Origin of the sequence: Bacillus sp. FSL L8-0099, assembly GCF_038006385.1 — a bacterium.
Classification (GTDB): Bacteria; Bacillota; Bacilli; order Bacillales; family Bacillaceae_G; genus Bacillus_A; species Bacillus_A toyonensis.
In genome coordinates this window covers 1,532,382-1,551,092 of record NZ_JBBOVC010000001.1, presented here as the reverse complement: position 1 = coordinate 1,551,092, position 18,711 = coordinate 1,532,382, and the positions used below count along the sequence as shown (strand labels likewise).

Annotated in this window: 24 protein-coding genes and 1 riboswitch; of the genes, 8 read left to right on the top strand and 16 right to left on the bottom strand. The window is 34.8% G+C overall.

What is annotated here, in order from left to right:
• Window positions 1–61: 61 nt before the first annotated feature.
• Window positions 62–640 (bottom strand): YdcF family protein, encoded by a 579-nt coding sequence (locus tag MHH42_RS08110; protein ID WP_016108109.1) that lies wholly within the window; start codon window positions 638–640, stop codon window positions 62–64.
• A gap of 160 nt (window positions 641–800) precedes the next feature.
• On the opposite strand from MHH42_RS08110, the gene MHH42_RS08105 reads away from it, so the two are divergent.
• Complete coding sequence (locus MHH42_RS08105; protein WP_016108108.1) at window positions 801–1,466, top strand: DUF421 domain-containing protein; 666 nt, start codon at window positions 801–803, stop codon at window positions 1,464–1,466.
• 35 nt (window positions 1,467–1,501) lie between these two features.
• On the opposite strand, the gene MHH42_RS08100 is transcribed toward MHH42_RS08105, so the two are convergent.
• Both MHH42_RS08100 and MHH42_RS08095 read right to left on the bottom strand, forming a co-directional pair.
• Window positions 1,502–2,857, bottom strand: coding sequence for an MATE family efflux transporter (locus MHH42_RS08100; RefSeq protein WP_000388383.1), 1,356 nt, complete (start codon window positions 2,855–2,857; stop codon window positions 1,502–1,504).
• A 142-nt stretch (window positions 2,858–2,999) separates the two neighbouring features.
• Complete coding sequence (locus MHH42_RS08095; RefSeq protein WP_000906738.1) at window positions 3,000–3,833, bottom strand: MerR family transcriptional regulator; 834 nt, start codon at window positions 3,831–3,833, stop codon at window positions 3,000–3,002.
• 269 nt (window positions 3,834–4,102) lie between these two features.
• Here MHH42_RS08095 and MHH42_RS08090 point away from each other — a divergent pair, with 269 nt between their 5' ends.
• A complete protein-coding gene (locus tag MHH42_RS08090) occupies window positions 4,103–5,266 on the top strand; it encodes a cation:proton antiporter (RefSeq protein ID WP_000393883.1) in 1,164 nt (387 codons plus the stop codon).
• Between the two features lie 63 nt (window positions 5,267–5,329).
• Here the strand turns inward: MHH42_RS08090 and MHH42_RS08085 are convergent, their stop codons facing one another.
• The 8 genes from MHH42_RS08085 to MHH42_RS08050 form a co-directional block, all read right to left on the bottom strand.
• Window positions 5,330–5,608, bottom strand: coding sequence for a DUF3986 family protein (locus MHH42_RS08085; protein ID WP_000417075.1), 279 nt, complete (start codon window positions 5,606–5,608; stop codon window positions 5,330–5,332).
• Window positions 5,609–5,699: 91 nt separating this feature from the next.
• Entirely contained in the window at window positions 5,700–7,049 is a 1,350-nt protein-coding gene (locus MHH42_RS08080; protein ID WP_070172949.1) for an aspartate aminotransferase family protein, read from the bottom strand.
• A gap of 337 nt (window positions 7,050–7,386) precedes the next feature.
• Window positions 7,387–8,937: a solute symporter family protein gene (locus MHH42_RS08075; protein WP_001098226.1), complete on the bottom strand. Its 1,551-nt coding sequence runs from the start codon at window positions 8,935–8,937 to the stop codon at window positions 7,387–7,389.
• A gap of 2 nt (window positions 8,938–8,939) precedes the next feature.
• Entirely contained in the window at window positions 8,940–9,281 is a 342-nt protein-coding gene (locus MHH42_RS08070; protein ID WP_000817371.1) for a DUF485 domain-containing protein, read from the bottom strand.
• A gap of 186 nt (window positions 9,282–9,467) precedes the next feature.
• The gene (locus MHH42_RS08065; RefSeq protein WP_340893120.1) at window positions 9,468–10,094 is read right to left on the bottom strand and encodes a sterol desaturase family protein; all 627 of its coding nucleotides are present in this window, start codon (window positions 10,092–10,094) and stop codon (window positions 9,468–9,470) included.
• Window positions 10,095–10,209: 115 nt separating this feature from the next.
• Window positions 10,210–10,503, bottom strand: a complete 294-nt coding sequence (locus tag MHH42_RS08060; protein ID WP_340893119.1) for a cytoplasmic protein — start codon at window positions 10,501–10,503, stop codon at window positions 10,210–10,212.
• A 19-nt stretch (window positions 10,504–10,522) separates the two neighbouring features.
• On the bottom strand, window positions 10,523–11,266 hold the full coding sequence (locus MHH42_RS08055; protein ID WP_340893118.1) for a LysE family transporter: 744 nt from the start codon (window positions 11,264–11,266) through the stop codon (window positions 10,523–10,525).
• A 14-nt stretch (window positions 11,267–11,280) separates the two neighbouring features.
• Complete coding sequence (locus MHH42_RS08050) at window positions 11,281–12,009, bottom strand: YqcI/YcgG family protein (protein WP_001043781.1); 729 nt, start codon at window positions 12,007–12,009, stop codon at window positions 11,281–11,283.
• Window positions 12,010–12,272: 263 nt separating this feature from the next.
• Here MHH42_RS08050 and cspB point away from each other — a divergent pair, with 263 nt between their 5' ends.
• Together cspB and MHH42_RS08040 are read left to right on the top strand one after the other, a co-directional pair.
• Window positions 12,273–12,470 (top strand): cold shock-like protein CspB, encoded by a 198-nt coding sequence (cspB, locus tag MHH42_RS08045; RefSeq protein ID WP_001161728.1) that lies wholly within the window; start codon window positions 12,273–12,275, stop codon window positions 12,468–12,470.
• Window positions 12,471–12,589: 119 nt separating this feature from the next.
• On the top strand, window positions 12,590–12,838 hold the full coding sequence (locus MHH42_RS08040) for a DUF2564 family protein (RefSeq protein ID WP_000534393.1): 249 nt from the start codon (window positions 12,590–12,592) through the stop codon (window positions 12,836–12,838).
• A 33-nt stretch (window positions 12,839–12,871) separates the two neighbouring features.
• On the opposite strand, the gene MHH42_RS08035 is transcribed toward MHH42_RS08040, so the two are convergent.
• The 3 genes from MHH42_RS08035 to MHH42_RS08025 all read right to left on the bottom strand — a co-directional run bounded on the left by MHH42_RS08035 (window position 12,872) and on the right by MHH42_RS08025 (window position 14,332).
• Window positions 12,872–13,048, bottom strand: a complete 177-nt coding sequence (locus tag MHH42_RS08035; protein WP_000358801.1) for a zinc-finger domain-containing protein — start codon at window positions 13,046–13,048, stop codon at window positions 12,872–12,874.
• Window positions 13,049–13,060: 12 nt separating this feature from the next.
• Window positions 13,061–13,720 carry a ribonuclease H family protein gene (locus tag MHH42_RS08030; RefSeq protein ID WP_000875538.1) on the bottom strand — a complete coding sequence of 220 codons (660 nt, stop codon included), beginning with the start codon at window positions 13,718–13,720 and terminating at the stop codon, window positions 13,061–13,063.
• A gap of 126 nt (window positions 13,721–13,846) precedes the next feature.
• Window positions 13,847–14,332, bottom strand: coding sequence for a QueT transporter family protein (locus MHH42_RS08025; protein WP_001026463.1), 486 nt, complete (start codon window positions 14,330–14,332; stop codon window positions 13,847–13,849).
• Between the two features lie 6 nt (window positions 14,333–14,338).
• Window positions 14,339–14,383, bottom strand: a riboswitch (PreQ1 riboswitch).
• Between the two features lie 132 nt (window positions 14,384–14,515).
• Between MHH42_RS08025 and MHH42_RS08020 the strand changes: the two genes are divergently transcribed.
• The 3 genes from MHH42_RS08020 (at window position 14,516) to MHH42_RS08010 (ending at window position 16,762) form a co-directional block, all read left to right on the top strand.
• Window positions 14,516–15,388: an aldose 1-epimerase family protein gene (locus MHH42_RS08020; RefSeq protein WP_000127408.1), complete on the top strand. Its 873-nt coding sequence runs from the start codon at window positions 14,516–14,518 to the stop codon at window positions 15,386–15,388.
• 68 nt (window positions 15,389–15,456) lie between these two features.
• Window positions 15,457–15,843: a reverse transcriptase-like protein gene (locus MHH42_RS08015; protein WP_000573867.1), complete on the top strand. Its 387-nt coding sequence runs from the start codon at window positions 15,457–15,459 to the stop codon at window positions 15,841–15,843.
• 13 nt (window positions 15,844–15,856) lie between these two features.
• Window positions 15,857–16,762, top strand: a complete 906-nt coding sequence (locus MHH42_RS08010) for a DMT family transporter (protein WP_340893117.1) — start codon at window positions 15,857–15,859, stop codon at window positions 16,760–16,762.
• A gap of 2 nt (window positions 16,763–16,764) precedes the next feature.
• Here MHH42_RS08010 and MHH42_RS08005 read toward each other — a convergent pair whose 3' ends face one another.
• Window positions 16,765–17,025: a DUF6123 family protein gene (locus tag MHH42_RS08005; protein ID WP_001195212.1), complete on the bottom strand. Its 261-nt coding sequence runs from the start codon at window positions 17,023–17,025 to the stop codon at window positions 16,765–16,767.
• Window positions 17,026–17,207: 182 nt separating this feature from the next.
• On the opposite strand from MHH42_RS08005, the gene MHH42_RS08000 reads away from it, so the two are divergent.
• Window positions 17,208–17,768 carry a cysteine hydrolase family protein gene (locus tag MHH42_RS08000; RefSeq protein WP_085449976.1) on the top strand — a complete coding sequence of 187 codons (561 nt, stop codon included), beginning with the start codon at window positions 17,208–17,210 and terminating at the stop codon, window positions 17,766–17,768.
• Between the two features lie 35 nt (window positions 17,769–17,803).
• On the opposite strand, the gene MHH42_RS07995 is transcribed toward MHH42_RS08000, so the two are convergent.
• Complete coding sequence (locus MHH42_RS07995; protein WP_000571029.1) at window positions 17,804–18,664, bottom strand: GNAT family N-acetyltransferase; 861 nt, start codon at window positions 18,662–18,664, stop codon at window positions 17,804–17,806.
• Between the last annotated feature and the right edge of the window lie 47 nt (window positions 18,665–18,711).

Here is an 18,711-nt window from a genome sequence, read left to right as displayed (position 1 = left end):
AGTTTTGTAAGATTTTCCTCAAAATAAATCCCGCCTCGAATTTCGGGCGGGATTACTTTCACTATATTCGATTCATAAACCAATATTGCGTAATGGCTAAATATTCTCGGACATTCGATGGGATGATAATTGGCTTCGGTGTTTTGGCAGGAAGCCCTTCTAATTGCAAACCTTGTTTTGCTGCTATTTTTTTCGCTCTAAACATATGGAAATCGTTTGTTACGATCATACCTTTTTTCATATTGGCTGGAATTAACGGTTTTGAGAATGTAATATTCTCATCTGTACTCGTTGATTTATCCTCCATTATAATACGGTCTTCTGCAATATTTTGTTTCATTAATCCTTGTTTCATCGCTAATGCTTCTGAAATATCTTCACCTTTTCCTTGTCCGCCAGATACGATAGCGATTGTTTTCTCATGTGATTTTAAATATTCAGCTGCTTTATCAATACGATATTGTAATGAGTACGATGGTTTCGTACCATTTACTTTCGAGCCTAATACAATGATATAATCAACATCGTCGGTAGCTTTCATATGCCCATGCTTATAAATGTTATATTGTAAAAAAACCGCGTACACGGCGCAAACCGTTATAATTGCTATAATATACTTAACTATTTTCTTCTTTCTCATATCCATATACTCCTATGTTCTTTGCTTCTTTCATCATAATATCCATTTATTCGTTTGTATACAGACAAATTCCAAATAACCCTTATTTATCCTCTAAAAGGTAATATTTCTATTGTTTTTGGGAATAGTAAGTACAACTTCGCACGAAGGAGTGTCCCTATTGCTTCTCTTTTTATGTAACGTATCATTCTTTTTTATTTTATTTTTACTATCGCTTAAGTTACTCGGTAAATCCGCATTAGCACAACTAACTCCTCATGATTTTGGGGCTATTATTTTTTTATCTTATTTAGCTTTTCAAGCCATACCAGTCGCTGGTGCTTTACAAGCATTTCTCGGTATGGTCGTTATTACATGTTTGCACTTACTTCTTACAAAATTAAGCTTACTCAACAAACTAAATCGTTTCATTCTCGGACACCCCATTATTTTAATTAAACATGGTAATATTATTTTTGAGAACTTACAAAAAAGTAGATATCCCATACCCGAATTGCTTTCTAACCTTCGCGTCGCCGGATATCCAAGTGTTCATGAAATTGAATACGCTATTTTAGAAGCGAATGGAGCCATTAGCATTTTACCAAAGCGAGAACTTGTACCATTGACTCCAAAGGATATGAATATACATGTTAAGTATGCTGGATTACCAATCGCCCTTATTGTCGATTCTCAAATTCAATACGATAACTTAAAGTTGATCCATAAAGACGAAAAGTGGTTATATAAAGAGTTAAAAGAAAAAGGCATCACCCATATTAAAAATGTGGCTTTTGCGTCTGTTCAAGAAACGGATGGGTCTTTTGCGATTAGTTTAAAAGAATGAAAAATCCCCTTACTTGCTCAAGGGGATTTTCTTCATTATATTGCTTCTTTCTTTCCTGCCATATGTAACGGAACAGGATGTTTCATACGATTCATCGTAAATACGATAATTGCTGTCAATACTTCCGCAACCGGCATAACGAGCCAAATTCCGTTTATTCCAAATAACTTTGGCATAATCCATAACAACGGAATAATAAATAGTAACCCTCGGCTCATTATAATAAGTACTGATTTCTTCGTTTGTCGCACTGATTGGAAGTACTCTCCATACACAATGTTGTAGCCTAAAAATACGTATTGGATAAAGAACAAGCTAATACCTGTTAACGTTAACTCCAATAGTTCTGGCGATTGGACATCAAATAGACCAATGATATATTTCCCGAAGAATAATCCGACAATTATCGCAATGCCTCCGAGTACAACCGCAATCTTCACAGCAAACTGTAATCCTTCACGCAATCTTTCTGATAAATTTGCACCGTAATGAAAACTTGCGATTGGTTGTAATGCTGCTCCAACACCAAAGAATAATAGTAATGCCATCGCATGAATGCTATTCACCATTGCATAGGAAGCGACTCCTACTTCTCCTGCATATTGAACGAATGCGATGTTAAAACCAATCGTTACGATTGCTACTGTACTTTCTGCTGTAAAACTTGGGAAACCAATCACCATTATTTGTTTAACCGTATCCCATTCAAAATGGAATTTCGTCCACTTTAAAATACTACTCTTTCTAAAGAAGTGAGTTAATAATACAAGGAAACCAATTGCTGCCGAAAGAATAGTCGCTGAAGCAGCACCTGTTACACCCCATCCAAAGATGAAAATAAAGATATAGTCAAACACTATGTTTAATACAGCCGTTACAACAAGACCTGCCATTGCTAAATTAGGATTTCCATCATTTCGTATAAATGTACTTAAAATATTTTCTAACACGTATATCATTCCAAATGTTAATAACACGTGTAAATAGTCTAACGCATACGGTAAAATCACTTCATTTGCACCGAATAAGTATGCTAAATCTTCTATTCTCCATACGCAAATAGCCGCTAAAACGCCTACGATAATAACTGCTACAGTCATAGATTGCGTAAAAATAGACCTTGCTCTTTCAAGTTTATTTTCGCCTAGTGCAATCGAATATAATGTTGCTCCGCCCATTCCAATCCATAATGAAATGGAGAAGAAAATCGAAAATGCTGGAATAGCGACGTTTACTCCCGCTAAACCGTTCGCTCCAACTCCCCTACTAATCATGACCGCGTCAATCACAATATTAACTGACATTAATACCATTCCGAGAACTGCTGGTATTAAATATGAAATAAATAAACTTTTTATCGGTTTTTCTCTTAATTTTTCTGTTGCTTCCATACTAATATGCTCCTTTTTTCAACGCTCTGTTCACAGTTTAAACCTTCAAGTAACTTGAAGGTCAAGAGAGAATTTAAAAATAGGTAACTTAATTATCGTCATTGATGCCGATTTGTAATTAGTACGAGTCTTACACCTTATTTCATTGTTTTTTCATTATAGGGATTTGAATTTCCGTTACTTGCTCCTCTGGATTTTCTGTTACAGACCAATCAATTAATGCAATCTCAATCGAATCTCCGCTCACTTCATATCCCTCTTGAGAGATGTATTTCATTAACTCCTTGTATGTTTCATCTGTTTCTTCATATGGTCCATGATGATAAGCACACGCAAATATACCTGCTTTAATTTCATCTGAACTATGTACTTGAAAAGGCATATAATCCAAAAGAATAAAAACACTATTGTATGATTGAAATTCATTTTGAATTAATGCTTTTTTGGCAACCGTTACACCGATATCTCCAGAGAATAAGCTATTATCTATTTGTTTCATATTTTTCTGCAACGAATGGATATAATACTCAAACATATCATCTGTTGTATTTGGTGCAACCGCAATCGCTGTAATCTTTCGCTGCGGGATTTCTTTAACTATGATTTTTTCAGCTTTTACTTTCGTCGCTTCCTTAATTACATAAATTCTATGTTCCATTTTTGCTAAAGCATACTCAATTTCTCTTTGCTTCTTTAACATCATTTCTTGTTGCTTTTCAAGTAAATTAAGCGCATAAGATGGGTTCCGCTCATCAATATATTTCTTAATTTCCTTTAACGGAATATTTAACTGTCGTAAAAATTTAATCGTATCTAACAGTGAAAACTGATCAATTGTGTAATAACGATAATTCGTTTGCGGATCGACAATAGACGGGTGAAAAATTCCTTTTTCATCATAATACCTTAATGTAGATTCTGCGATATTATGCATTTTTGCCATTTCTCCAATTGTAAAGCGTTTGTTTATTAACATATTCCATTCTCCAATTCATTAAAAATGTTTCCTTATTTCTTCTTATTATATATTGATTCCCTCCATACCTAAATCGAATCTCATCATGAAAATCTGCTATTTTTTCATTGATTTTTTATAAATTTTATTATATATTGATTACAGGTTCAAATTACAAGTTCAAAAGAACTTGTAATCAGACCCTTTGTTTAATGGTTTTTACATATTTTCATTAGGCAAATTCCGAGAAATCGTTTAATAAAAATACAAAGTGATAAGGAGAGGATCAAATGGAATTCGAATTTTTCTTTCAAATTGCACTTATTTTATTAAGTACAAAGCTTGCTGGTGACCTTAGTGTTAGATTAGGTCAACCTTCTGTACTCGGTAAATTAATTGTCGGTATCGTTATCGGCCCAGCCGTATTTGGTTGGATTGAAAACTCAGAACTTCTAACACAATTAAGTAATGTTGGTGTTATTCTTTTAATGTTTATGGCTGGACTTGAAACAGACTTAGAAGAATTAAATGCAAATCGTAACTCTTCTTTAGCAGTTGCACTCGGAGGTATCATTCTTCCATTCGTAGGTGGTTATGTTTCCGGTCTTGTTATGGGAATGGAACAAGGGAACGCTGTATTTTTAGGATTACTTCTATGTGCGACAAGTGTTAGTATTTCCGTTCAAACACTTCGCGATTTAGGTAAGATGAAAACACGTGAAAGTACAACGATGCTTGGAGCAGCTGTATTTGATGACATTCTTGTTGTTATTTTATTAGCATTCGCAATGAGCTTCTTAGGTACAGACGATGTTAACTTAACAATGGTTATCTTGAAGAAGGTCGTATTCTTCGCTTCTATTATTTTAATCGGATGGAAAGGTGTTCCAGCGATTATGCGTTGGTTATCACCACTACGCGTATCTGAGTCTATCGTGAGCGCGGCTCTTATTATCTGTTTCTCATTCGCATATTTCGGCGAATTATTAGGAATTGCTGGTATTATCGGTGCTTTCGCAGCTGGTATCGCAATTTCTCAAACGAACTACAAACATGAAGTAGAAAAGAAAGTAGAACCGATTGCTTACGCAATGTTCGTTCCAGTATTCTTTGTTAGTATCGGTATGAATATTACATTTGATGGTATTGGTAATCAAATTTGGTTCATCTTAGCATTAACAGTTATCGCTGTCTTCACAAAACTAATCGGTTGTGGATTTGGTGCACGCATGACTGGATTTGATGCAAAGTCTTCTGCAATTATCGGTGCTGGAATGGTTTCACGTGGTGAAGTTGCACTTATCATCGCAGGAACAGGTCTTTCTTCTGGACTATTAGCACAAGATTACTTTACAGCTATCGTTATTGTCGTTATTTTAACTACAATGATTACACCACCAATGTTAAAATACACTTTTGGTGCCAAAGATAAAGCAATGAAAGCAAGTAAATAAGTTTACTATAATAAAAGGAGATTACTATTTTATAAAATAGTAATCTCCTTTTTCATTTTCTCTTTAAACAATCTCATTCGTCTTTAACCATTTTTCAAAAATAGTCCTTGCTTCTTCATCATCAATATTATCACGAAATGAATATACTTTAATGCCATAGTCATCGATATATTCACCTAGCTTCATTTCCTCCACTTTCTTATAAAAATCGTCTACCTCATAGTGCGGAATATAAGCATCCCAAACTGGTTCCTTTATTCTTTTGTACGCTGTCACTTCTAAATCATATCCATCTTCATAATATCCGATGTGATAATGTTGACTAGGATCATATTTCTCCATTCATATCCCCTCCCTTTAAAAAACTACCATATTTCACGTAATAAACAAAAGCGAGCCTTATATTACAGCTCACTTTTGTTCTTTTATTTGATTAAATACGCTCCATCGCTGTCTTCAACGTACCAACAACGAAAGCAATTTCTTCACTTGAAATAACAAGAGGCGGCGCTAATGTTAAAACATTATTATACCCTGCTGTTGTCATACCGTTTCGTCCTATAATTAAACCTTTTTCTTTACAAGCATTTACAACAGTCGCGATTTTGTCGTTATCAATCGGTTCTTTCGTCTCTTTATCATTTACTAGTTCAATTCCTACTAATAGACCTTTCCCTCTAATATTTCCAACTAGCGGATGTTCCCCGATTTCTTCTTTTAATTGCTCTAATAAAAGTGAGCCCATTTGTGCAGAGCGTCCAATTAAATCTTCTTTTTCCATAATCTCTAAGTTTTTAAGTGCTAATGCACAAGCCGCCGGGTTTCCACCAAATGTATTAATATGGCGGAAAAATTCATATTCCCCAGTTCCTTTAAATGCTTCATAAATTTCTTTTTTCACAGCTGTTGCTGATAATGGTAAGTATGCACTCGTAATACCTTTCGCCATCGTAATGATATCAGGCTTAACATCATAGTTCATAAATCCAAATGCTTTTCCTGTACGCCCGAAACCACAAATCACTTCATCACTAATGAGTAGCGCACCGTGTTTTTGACATGTTTCATGAACAGCTTTCATATAGTCTTGTGGTGGCATTAAAATACCTCCGCCTGTAATGATCGGCTCCATAATAAATGCGGCTATCGTTTCACTTAATTCCCATGTCATAACACGATCTACTTCTTTCACACACTCTACATCATAAATATTTTGTGATTCCATTTCTGGCATACGATAACAATCTGGCGGTGTTACGTGTAAAAATCCTGAGGCAAAAGGCTCATATTGATATCTACGCTGCGCTTGTCCCGTCGCTGCCATTGTCGCCATTGTATTTCCATGATATCCTCGGTAACGTGACATAAATTTATAACGATGTGGTTCACCTTTATGTGCATAGTATTGCCTTGCTATTTTAAAAGCTGTTTCATTCGCTTCTGACCCACTATTTGAGAAGAAAATAACATATTCTCCTCCAAGCCACTCATTTAACTTTTCAGCAAGCTTTATTGCTGGCTCATGTGATTGCGACATCGGAAAGTACGATAATGTTTGTAATTGTTCATAAGCCGCTTCTGCGAGTTCTTTTCTTCCGTACCCACTATTCACACACCAAAGACCACTCATACCATCTAAATATCTTTTTCCATGTATATCTTCAACCCAGCACCCTTCTGCTTTTGCCCCTACCATTGTACTACTTGGACTAAAGGGACGCATGCCGTGCCAAACATATTGCTCATCTTTTGCTAATAATTCGTCAGTTTGTTTCGTTTTCATCATTTCTTCCACCTTCCATAACAACTTATTTTTCACAAAAGCTGCGCTGGTGCCATGATGATTTAAATTTCTCCTTGCTTATTTTCATTCCACAAAATTATGACAAATCCTACTTACAACACAGTAATATTTATCCCGCATTAATGGGTAGTAAAACTCCCACCCCAAAATTCAGCTGGAGCAAAGAAGTTAGGTGGGAGATTAACTGCCCGTAAAAGCCCGATTGGTGCGGGCTAATAATCAGTGAGCATGCCCCCCCCACTGATTAAAGTTTCACTTTATAAGAAAATGACAAAAGAAAAAGAGCTTTTCTTTTAATACGAAAAGCTCCTCTTTTTTAATGTGAAGATGCGTCGCTAATACCATGACCAGTATTCGATTTCACAAGAATTTCATCAAACTTCGCTACATCTTCTTTCTTACTAGAGAAAATAGTTCCTAAATATGCTGCTAGGAAACCAAGCGGAATCGAAATAATGCCAGGTGTCGTATATGGGAATAAGGCTTCTCCAACAAAAATAGCTTTTCCAGCTACAGGGTTCCAGACGTTTGGACTTAACGCTACAAGAACAATTGCTGATACGAGTCCAACGACCATACCAGAAATGGCACCCGTTGTATTAAAACGCTTCCAATAGATTGTAAATAATATAACTGGTAAGTTTGCACTAGCCGCGACTGCAAATGCTAATGAAACTAAAAATGCTACGTTTAAGGTTTGCGCAAATAACGCAAGTATAATAGATACTACAGCTACTCCAATCGAAGCATAACGAGCCATTGACACTTGCTCTTTTTCCGTAGACTTGCCTTTACGGATAATCTCGTTATAAAAATCATGCGCAAATGCTGATGCTGCTGTTAATACAAGTCCTGCTACTACAGCTAAAATGGTTGCAAAGGCAATGGCTGATACGAATGCAAATAAGAAGTCCCCGCCTAATGCTTTAGCTAATAAAGGTGCTGCCATATTACCAGCTGGATTTGCTTTAATAATTGCCTCATTTCCTACAAACGCTGCTGCTCCAAACCCTAAGAAAATTGTCATAATATAAAATGCGCCAATTAACCATGTCGCATACACAACAGATTGACGTGCCGTTTTTGCATCTCGCACTGTAAAAAAGCGCACAAGAATATGTGGTAATCCAGCTGTACCAAGGACTAGTCCTAAATTTAAAGACAGTGTATCAAGACCATCTTTATACTTTACTCCTGGATTTAAAAACGAATCTTTTAATGGTGTAGCTGTTTTCATTTGAGCAAACATTTCAGTCACACTAAAATTAAATTTTGCAAAAACGATAACAGAAATAATAAATGTACCAGCCATTAGTAATACAGCCTTAACAATTTGTACCCAACTCGTAGCAGTCATACCACCAAAAATAACGTACACTGTCATTAATGTGCCAACGATTAAAACTGCTGTCGTATATTCTATTCCTAATAATAATTTAATAAGTGCACCCGCACCGACTAATTGGGCAATCATATAAAAAATTGAAATTGTCATCGTATTCAGGGCAGCAATACCGCGAACTTTTTTCGCATCAAAACGCGCTGCAATCATATCCGCCAATGTGTACTTCCCTAAATTTCTAAGCGGTTCTGCAACTAGGTATAATACAACTAAATACGCAACTAAAAATCCAATACTATAAAAAAATCCATCAAATCCAGTTAACGCTATCGCTCCAGCAATACCGAGGAATGACGCAGCAGACATATAATCCCCAGCAATGGCCAGACCATTTTGCCAACCCGTTAATCCCCCTCCAGCCGTATAAAACTCACTCGCATTTTTCGTTTTTTTCGATGCAAAATAGGTTATGACGAGCGTACCAAGAACAATAATTAAAAATAGTGCAAACGCAGTAGTATTCAAATTCAACTCCTCCCTTTTTGCATATCTTGTAGAATTTTCCGCGAAATTTCATCAAAGGATTGAGCTTTCTTACTATAAATCATACATAATGACCATGTCATAATAAATTGCGCAAAAGCAAATACCCATGCCCATGTCACATCACCGAATGCTGGTGTATTAAGCACTTTCGAATACGATGTTAAAATAGGTAGCGCAATAAAAAAACTGAAAAAGAAAATACTCATTGGAACGATAAACTTCTTCTTCGTATTTAATAACAATTGAAATTCTTCTGACTGAACAACCTCTGTATAATTCACTTCATTTTGCAACTTACGTGCTGACGTATCATCTCGTTTCATCCCCTACTCCCCTCTCCAACTCGAAATACACTTCCCCTTCGTATACACAAAGACTAAATTTTATAAATATTCAGAAACTTATTTTCATTTTAGACAATCCATACATTCCTGCAAAGATTTTTCGGTAGACATTTTTCGTCAATTTTCTCTAAGTTTTTAATATACTTTTTCACAATAAAGTGCAACTTAAATCCGTATGGGTTTCGTACACCCCACACCGATTATTAGCCCGATTCTAACAAATACCCGTACACATTTTTTCCTCGTTAAGAAAGAAGTGGTGCTTAATTCAACGTCTTTTCCATCTTTAAGCGTTCCAAATATAAAATCGAATACTGGATTTGAAACACCAAACCAAAACTTTTCGTTTTTATAATGGTGTAATATATGCTGTTTTTTTAGCCACCTTCCAAACTTAGTGACGGGACGAATCGGCTTATGTGCAATATAACGTTTCCATTCATAAACAAGGAGCATGATAATCATTCCGATTCCAAATGAAAGTGTAACGGTAACACTTTTTGTAATACCATATGATATAAGTAAATATATAGTAAAGCTAGGTACACTAAACCATACAGGCAAAAATAAAAGTTTCAAATCATCTGGGTATACGTGATGATCATAATGTAATCTTCTTAACATTTTTAATAAAAATACGTTTTTAGGCGGCTTTAAATGGAATAAAAAACGATGGGTCATATATTCGTTACGCGTATAAAAAACAATTTCAAACAGACACGCTAACATACCGATCCATGTAAAAAATTGCATTTTTAAAATAATGATGAAAATAAATAAAATACTATACATAATAACAATATCATGCTATAAAAAGAACTCTATCCCTACTCTCTTCATCTTACTTCCCCTTTTTCCAAAAAAACAGCCGCAACGTATCGTTACGACTATTACTTTTCTATTCACTTTACAAATTTGCCCGCTGTTCTATTGTCGAGAAAAAATTGTTTGTTCCAAATATATTTTGCTTCGGAATAATGTGTTCTACTGCAAACACTGTTACTTCTCCCCTTTGTACCTCTCCAATAATGAGTCCAAATACTTCATGATTTACTGCAAACGTTGGTTGTTTCGTTTGTAGCAATCTGGCTACAGTATTAAATACCGCTTCATATAATGGATCCCTATCAGTAATCTCTTTTCGGATTTTTGGTGCTAACGTAATAATAATTTCTTTTCCGTCAATAGTGGTTCGATACATAAAAATCTCCCCTTCAATCTTATGTGAACAACTGTAAAGCTTTGTATGCAAAATGGATAGAATATCCTACTAAAATAATACCTGCTCCGGCTGTTATGTAGCCAAGTGCTTTCTGTTTTAATAAAGTCCTTCCAAAATGTACAGAAAAAGCAATATTTAAATTCCATAAAATAATACCAACAATAATGCATAGACTGTACAAGAAAGCTTCTTGTTTCGTTACCTTCGTAAGCAATGAGCTAAGTGTGCTTCCATATATACCAAACCAAAAAACAAGATTTAATGGATTGGATATAGCAATTAAAAATCCTGCCATAAACGATTGTTTAAGGCCACCTACCTCTTCTTTTTTATATTCCATATTCGAGTGGGAAATTCCTTGTTTTACACTTTGAAATCCTAAATAAAATAATAAGAAAAACCCCGTGCAATACATAAGAGCTTGTACGTATGTATACATAAACACAGAAGATAAACCGAAATAAATGAGAAGCATAAACAAAACATCTGCAGTCATTCCACCAATTCCAACAACCCACGCATGCCAAAACCCGCGTTCAATTCCTCGTTTTAACATTTCAATATTAATTGGACCTACTGGTGCCGCTAATGAAATACCTAATACAATTTGCTGTATAATTGCTCCAGACATCGCTCTATCCTTTCTACTTCCTTTACTATTAAGTAATGATGTAACCTTTAAAAATAGACTAGCTTTCATAATAAAATACCCTTTTTTATCCAAAATATACAAAAGAGCCATCTAGATGATGGCTCTTATTTCTCTACCTTATGATGAAAAGGACATTTCCCTTTTATTGGCTCAATATCGTCTCCAATAAAATATTGTTTCCATTCTCGATGGTCAAGATCACCGTAATGACTAATGTTAGGATGTTTCGGCAGCTGATCCCACTTTTCAACTCGTTCACGAACCATTTGCCTTGAATAGGCCCCTTTAGGACGATCACCTTCTAATCCATCGAAAATGGTACGTGGCTGAAACCCAATAACGAGTGAATTCCCTAAATGCCTAGTCTTTCTCTGTTTATAAGCGGGTGCATTCCCAAATGCAAATATCGGTTCACCACCGAATGAAAATTCCCATAAATAATGATCTGGATCTTCAGGAATTTGCTGCGGCCATGTTTGATTATCATGTTCATGTAAATACTGTAGTACTTTCCAAAAGTAATCACGATAATATTCAAGTGATTGTTCTTCCCATTCTGGTTCCACAAAAAGAAAAAATCCTCTTCTTACAATTGGCCGCTCTTTCATTAATTCTAAAAAAGATAACATTGTATGTGGCAAATGACTCCAATCATTATGAGAAAGAAATGAATAACGAAGTTCATTCTTTTTCAATGCTGTTAAACCGAAATAACATGGGAAAGTTGCTTCTAACACGATGCTTGAAAAATTTTGAAATTCTTTTGCAACCCAATTCGGTATATCCGTTCTCGTTCTCATTCCTTCATTATCTAATAAGTAAGACTTATTCATTCTTTCACCTCATTATGTATAGCATTCAATAGAGAATATTACATAACCGGCCTGTCCTATACCTTTTTAAACATTTGACCAAAAAATTATTTAAAAATACAAAAAAATAAAATCGCTTACTTGACTAATTTCTACCAATTCGTGTATATTTAAATTAATCATTTAGCAGAATATTCAAGATTATAGCATTTTTAGTTTATATTATCTTTTCAAATGAATTTCACTAAATGAAAAAAGCAAATGTTTTTAGGAGGAATTGTAACATGCAAGGAAAAGTAAAATGGTTTAACAACGAAAAAGGTTTTGGATTTATCGAAATGGACGGCGCTGACGATGTATTCGTACATTTCTCTGCTATTCAAGGTGACGGCTACAAAGCTTTAGAAGAAGGTCAAGAAGTATCTTTCGATATCACTGAAGGAAACCGTGGACCTCAGGCTGCTAACGTAGTAAAACTTTAATCCAACATATGACAGGAGGTTACCTTACTTGGTAACCTCCTTTGTTATTCCTTTGTATATTTCCGTTTTACAGAGCGAAAACTATGTGAAATGCGCAATTCACAAAGGAGGCAATTACAATGGGTTCAGAAGTAAATGATTTTGAAGAAGTGAAATTCCGTGTAGAAACAGCACAAAAAATGGTAGGTTCTGCAACAATTTCAATGGATCCAGACACACTGGAGCATGCCACTACTGCAGTAGAAGCAGCTCGCTCTCAACTTGAGATTATGAAATCTGTTGCAACAGATTTAGATGAGCCATTTTTAATGAATGAGGAAAAGAAATTAAGTAAGTGCGAGCATCAATTACATGAAGCGAAGCACTAAAAAAACATCCAGAGAGTTTTCTCTGGATGTTTTTTATGACAACTGTTCTCCATATTTTTTCAACGTTTCTCCAACTGTACATTGCCTAATACAAAATGAATGGGCATAATATTTACTATTCGTTTTCCGATTATGTTCTCGTAAAAAACATCCTTCACAATACGTTTCTAATAAGTCATTTACCTCTGTAATGAGTTGCTTTTTATCCACCTTTGCACCTCTCTATTCGGTTATTTCTTTATGACTATCAATGACTGTCCCTTCTAATGCTTGCGTTGCTAATTGATGTGCTTCTTTATTTTGTTTTCTAGATATTGGCTCACATACAAGCTTTAATTTCATTTGCTTCGCCTTTCGTTCAATTTGATCTAAGTAATGATTTAAATGCTCATCATAGCAAGGCCATTCTCCAGCCAATTGCTGCAGTACAACTTGAGAGTCTCCACGAAGCGTAACTGCTTCATACTTAATCCCTAATTCTTCGAGTATATTTATACCGTATAATAATGATGCATATTCGGCTTCATTATTATCATATATACCTTCTATATATGCGTTGCGGCGAATTCGGTAGTTTGTATTTCCTTTTTTATAATACACACATATACCTACTCCAGCTTCTTTCGTCTGAAGATCATACCCACCATCAAAATAAACATATATTTCTTGAATCTCTTCCTCCACTTGTTTACTCAGCTTCTTCATTTCTTTTAATGACCATTCTGCATCCATTTCATCGTAAAATAAAAGTTCTTTCGCTCTTCCTGTTTTCTCAAAATCCTCCGCAAATTGAAGTACTTCTTCTATGTTCATATAATCTGTCGTTAATTCCGTCTGCAATCCGCGTTTTGTTTTATATAACCAATGAATTTTATATTTCATGCTAAATTCCCCTTATATAAGAATTCTTATTTATATTTTATTATATTTTATCAAGAGTCACAGTATTATATTCAATATAATCACATACAAAAAGAGCTATCCCTATAGGAATAGCTTTTTCATCTATTACATAAATCTTTCAAATTGTACTCGCTTATTAATCCAGTACATTACAGGCATCCCAATCGCCATTACTACGAATTCACCTGCTGCACATGTTAACCAAGTCCACATAAATGGTAAATCAAATGCAAGATGAAGTTCAATTGCAATCATAAACATTGTAATCGTAAAGATAACTGTATTAAAAATCATACGAGCCCAAACACCTTTAATGAATCGCATAGAAATAATCGTTGCAACTAATGCAAGAATAGATTGCCCTACTCCAAATACTAAATCATAAGCGACCATAGGTGAGAAAAAGAGATTCGTTAAAAATACACCTAATACAATTCCGTAACTTGCTTTCTTATTAAATACAACGAGATGATTAAACATCTCTGAAATACGAAACTGTACACCTGTAAAGCCAAATGGCTGAATAAGCATAGAAACAGCAATATATAATGCCGCTATAATACCATTACCGACTATTGTTCTTATATTCATGACAAAATCTCCTTAGTTTTTTTACGTGGGATGGTTTCGAACCACGTTATTCGTTTTTTAAGCAACAAGATTATATTTTACGCATTAGACACTCTTTCGTCAATAGATTCCTATCATCAACTACCTTTTTTCTTTTAGACAACGTATAATGAAACATATGAAAGATTTAGGAGGTTTCACTTCATGACAGCAACAATACAAAATGAAAAAGTAATCGTTTCCATTTCTGACAAAGGTGCAGAATTGCAAAGCGTTCGCTTAAAAGAAGATAACACAGAATATTTATGGCAAGGTGATTCTACTTATTGGGGACGTCGCGCACCAATTTTATTCCCAATTGTCGGCCGATTAGTAGATAATACATACTACGTAGATGGTAAACCATATTCTTTAACTCAACACGGTTTCGCTCGTGATCTTACGTTCTCTGTAAAAGAACAAAGTGAAACAAAAATTACTTATATCGTTACTAGTAATGAAGAAACATTAAAAAAATATCCTTACGAATTTGAACTACTCATTTCTTATGAGGTAGAAGAACAAAATATACATGTTACATATGAAGTAAACAATCCTGCTTCAAAAGAGATGTTCTTCTCAATCGGAGCGCACCCTGGATTCAACTTCCCTCTATTAGACGGCGAATCATTTACAGATTATCATCTATCATTTAACGGTTCTGAACGCTTAGAAACAAGTGTATTAGAAGGACCTTATCTTTCAAGTAAAAAACAATTAATCGCTGAAAATACGAATGAATTGCCACTTACATACGATTTATTCAAAAATGATGCACTTATTTTTGAAAATATGAATACGAATGAAATTTCTATTCGTTCTCATAAACATAATAAATTTGTAAAAGTAGAATTTGCAGGATTTCCATTTGTTGGCGTATGGACACCAGGGGATAACGCACCTTTCTTATGTATTGAACCTTGGTATGGAATCGCTGATGAAATAAATCCAGCAAAAGATTTCAAGGAAAAAAAAGGAATTCAATCTTTACAAGCGAATGAAACATTTACATGTCGTTATAGCATCACAATCGGATAAGTACTCTATCCCCTACTTCAAAAAACATTTAAGTAGGGGATAATCTTATAATTTGGAGGTTTCTCATTTTGATTGAAGTGTATATTGATGGTGCATCAAAAGGAAATCCTGGTCCTTCTGGTGCGGGAGTATTTATTAAAGGCATACAGCCACCTGTACAATTATCATTACCACTTGGAACAATGTCCAATCATGAAGCGGAATATCATGCTTTACTTGCAGCATTAAAGTATTGCACGGAGCATAATTATAACATTGTCTCTTTTCGTACAGATTCGCAACTTGTCGAGCGAGCTGTTGAAAAAGAATACGCAAAAAATAAAATGTTTGCACCACTATTAGAGGAAGCACTACAGTACATAAAAAGTTTCGATCTCTTTTTTATTAAGTGGATTCCAAGTAGTCAAAATAAAGTCGCTGATGAATTAGCTAGAAAAGCTATCTTACAAAATTAACGGGGGTATGAGTGTGAAAAAAGAGTGGCTTGCTCCTCTCGCTTTATTATTTGTCTCTTTTATTTGGGGAGCTACGTTTGTTGTCGTTCAAAATGCTATGTCTTTCGTTGGTCCATTTACTTTTAATGGCCTTCGCTTTTTATTCGCCGGAATTATTTTATTATTTGTTCAAATGATTTTCTCACAAAAAACTTCGAAACAAGATATAAAGCAGAGTAGTTTTGCCGGATTAATTGTTGGATTCTTTTTATGCGTTGGCTATTTATTACAAACATTCGGCTTACTCTATACAACTTCTTCAAAAGCAGGTTTCTTAACAGGACTAAGCATTGTTATGGTTCCAATCTTATCTTTTATCTTTTTAAAACAAAAGGCTACCATTTTCGTCGTACTCGGTATCACTGTGGCAACAGCCGGTTTATATTTATTAACAGCTGCTGATTCTTTTCAATTAAATATAGGAGATATACTTGTTCTCGGTTGCGCAATCGCATTCGCTGCCCATATTCTCATTAACGGTTTCTATTCTAAGAAAATATCACCTTTATTACTAAGCACATCCCAAGTATTAACTGTTGGTATATTTTCTTCTATTTGCGCTTTTTTATTTGAAGATTGGGAAAATTTATTTTCAATATCGCTATGGACGAATCATTCCTTTTTATTCGCCCTATTTCTAACTTCCTTATTTGCGACATCCATTGCTTTTTTCATTCAAACATCGGCTCAGAAACATACTTCTCCAACGAGAGTAGCAATTATTTTCGCAATGGAGCCCGTTTTTGCTGCATTAACAGGTGTTCTCGTTGCTAACGAACAACTTTCTATGTCTGCTATTTTCGGATGTCTATGTATTTTTCTAGGCATGGTTTTTGTTGAACTACCTTCCAAAACAAAAAAAGAAGCGCAGGCCGCGTGAAGTTACGCTTGTAACTTCCGCATAAAAGCCTTAGCGCTTTTTTTATCTGTAATTTCTTCTTCTTTCAATCGTTCTAATAACGCAACAAAATAACTGCCATCAAACTGTAATTGATGTTTAATTGTTGCTTCTATTGCTGCGTTCACAATTCCATCAGATGCACCAGTATATCCTTGCCCGAACATAATAAACCCTTGTGCTTCCTCTGATAATTTAAATCCTTTCGTATGTAAGAATGAAAGATAATCTTCTACTGTTTGCATGATATTCCCACCTACTCAAAAATTCTTCACTTCCTATCATACATGTTTTTACACACTATGAGAATGAAATTTCTTTGACAACTTTGTAAATCAATCGTTTACTTCGCTTGCAATGGAGGATTTCCTAACAATCTGAAGGAATATGTACAGTGGAACTTATTTCATATTAAAGGGGAGACACGATGAAACAAGCACTATTAATTATCGATGCTCAACAAGAATTAATTGATGGAAATGAGCAAGAAAATGAAGTTTTTCGTAAAACTGAGTTATTAGCTACCCTAAATACAGCTGTACAGAAAGCAATTGATTCAAATGCCCTTATTGTTTTCGTAAGAGATATCGATGTTGCTTCTGGTAGCGGCGTGGGATTTGAAGTACATAATCAAATTCAAGTACCTCAGTCTGCAATCCTCATTAATAAAGCAGCAACGAATTCATTCTATGGCACTTCTTTACTTGAACTTTTAAAAGAAGAAAAAATTAATCATATTGTGATAGGTGGATGTAAAACTGAACATTGTATTGACACAGCTGTTAGGACAGCAACTGTACAAGGATTTGACATTACATTAATTAAAAACGGTCATTCCACAACTGATTCTAACGTATTGTCTGCAGAGCAAATTATTGGTCATCACAATAAAATTTTACACGGTCATTATAACGTTGATCATTTTTCTATGGTGAGAGATATCGAGGAAGACCTCTTCCAACCAACTCACGACCAATATCGTGATTAATAAACAAAGAATCCTTCATTCAGAAGGATTCTTTGTTACCCAAAAATTTGTGCTGCAATACTATATAGTTCTCCATTTCTTTTCAAAAATTGAGCACTATTTTTCATCATAATTGGTGGTGTATTCACCTTTTTAAAACCAGTAACCTCTAATTCTTTCACAAAATCTTTCTTTCCTTCTGGTACATCTATTCTTAATTTCCCATTATGCCCTTTTGCTAAATAATGAACAATATTTATTGCCATCTCATCATTTTTAGCAACTACCGGTCCTAATATTTTATTTTCCGGCGTTTGTATACTCAAACCATATCCTATTATATTTTGTTCCTTATCCTTCACAACAGTGCACTGTTCACTTTGCATCATTCTTTTCTTTAAAAACTCTTTTCTATTTGTTCCAAACGCATATTCATCTATTTTTATTATTTCTTCTAAATCACCTTCTTCATAATCCATCATATATTCTTCATTTCTTGCACATTTATGATTCGGATTGTACGAGTTACATATGTATTTAGAAACATAGCTTGCCACCCTAAATCCTAGCTTTTCGTATAAATACTTCCCCTCATCCGTTGCAATAAGCATAATTGGTGTTCGAGCTGATACGCTATTCATGCATGAATGCGTTATCGCCTTTCCAATTCCTCTTCCTTTATAATCTGGATGTACAATTACCATTCCGATAGACGCTACTTTCTCCCCATATAATATTATTGCCGCGCTAGCAATAAGTTTCTTTCTCTCATTCCACACACCATATACAATGCCTGCGTTAAAAATCGTCTCAATTTCTTCTCTGCTATAATCCCAACCAATATAAGAAGATAACGCAACAATATCGTCTATTTTTTCTTTTCTAATACGCTCCACTCTCATTTCCAATTCAATCATACTCCATCCCCTTATCTAGACATTTAAATCATTATTACTAAATCAAC

Coding starts and splice junctions, on each gene's coding strand:
- MHH42_RS08100 (WP_000388383.1), bottom strand. CDS start 2,857: ATGGAAGCAACAGAAAAATTAAGAGAAAAACCGATAAAAAGTTTATTT.
- MHH42_RS08025 (WP_001026463.1), bottom strand. CDS start 14,332: ATGAATATAAGAACAATAGTCGGTAATGGTATTATAGCGGCATTATAT.
- MHH42_RS08095 (WP_000906738.1), bottom strand. CDS start 3,833: ATGTTAATAAACAAACGCTTTACAATTGGAGAAATGGCAAAAATGCAT.
- MHH42_RS08110 (WP_016108109.1), bottom strand. CDS start 640: ATGAGAAAGAAGAAAATAGTTAAGTATATTATAGCAATTATAACGGTT.
- MHH42_RS08005 (WP_001195212.1), bottom strand. CDS start 17,025: ATGCAAACAGTAGAAGATTATCTTTCATTCTTACATACGAAAGGATTT.
- MHH42_RS08080 (WP_070172949.1), bottom strand. CDS start 7,049: ATGAAAACGAAACAAACTGACGAATTATTAGCAAAAGATGAGCAATAT.
- MHH42_RS08070 (WP_000817371.1), bottom strand. CDS start 9,281: ATGAAACGAGATGATACGTCAGCACGTAAGTTGCAAAATGAAGTGAAT.
- MHH42_RS08000 (WP_085449976.1), top strand. CDS start 17,208: ATGAAACAAGCACTATTAATTATCGATGCTCAACAAGAATTAATTGAT.
- MHH42_RS08055 (WP_340893118.1), bottom strand. CDS start 11,266: ATGGCTCTTTTGTATATTTTGGATAAAAAAGGGTATTTTATTATGAAA.
- cspB (WP_001161728.1), top strand. CDS start 12,273: ATGCAAGGAAAAGTAAAATGGTTTAACAACGAAAAAGGTTTTGGATTT.
- MHH42_RS07995 (WP_000571029.1), bottom strand. CDS start 18,664: ATGATTGAATTGGAAATGAGAGTGGAGCGTATTAGAAAAGAAAAAATA.
- MHH42_RS08060 (WP_340893119.1), bottom strand. CDS start 10,503: ATGTATCGAACCACTATTGACGGAAAAGAAATTATTATTACGTTAGCA.
- MHH42_RS08020 (WP_000127408.1), top strand. CDS start 14,516: ATGACAGCAACAATACAAAATGAAAAAGTAATCGTTTCCATTTCTGAC.
- MHH42_RS08050 (WP_001043781.1), bottom strand. CDS start 12,009: ATGAATAAGTCTTACTTATTAGATAATGAAGGAATGAGAACGAGAACG.
- MHH42_RS08065 (WP_340893120.1), bottom strand. CDS start 10,094: ATGTATAGTATTTTATTTATTTTCATCATTATTTTAAAAATGCAATTT.
- MHH42_RS08090 (WP_000393883.1), top strand. CDS start 4,103: ATGGAATTCGAATTTTTCTTTCAAATTGCACTTATTTTATTAAGTACA.
- MHH42_RS08085 (WP_000417075.1), bottom strand. CDS start 5,608: ATGGAGAAATATGATCCTAGTCAACATTATCACATCGGATATTATGAA.
- MHH42_RS08030 (WP_000875538.1), bottom strand. CDS start 13,720: ATGAAATATAAAATTCATTGGTTATATAAAACAAAACGCGGATTGCAG.
- MHH42_RS08040 (WP_000534393.1), top strand. CDS start 12,590: ATGGGTTCAGAAGTAAATGATTTTGAAGAAGTGAAATTCCGTGTAGAA.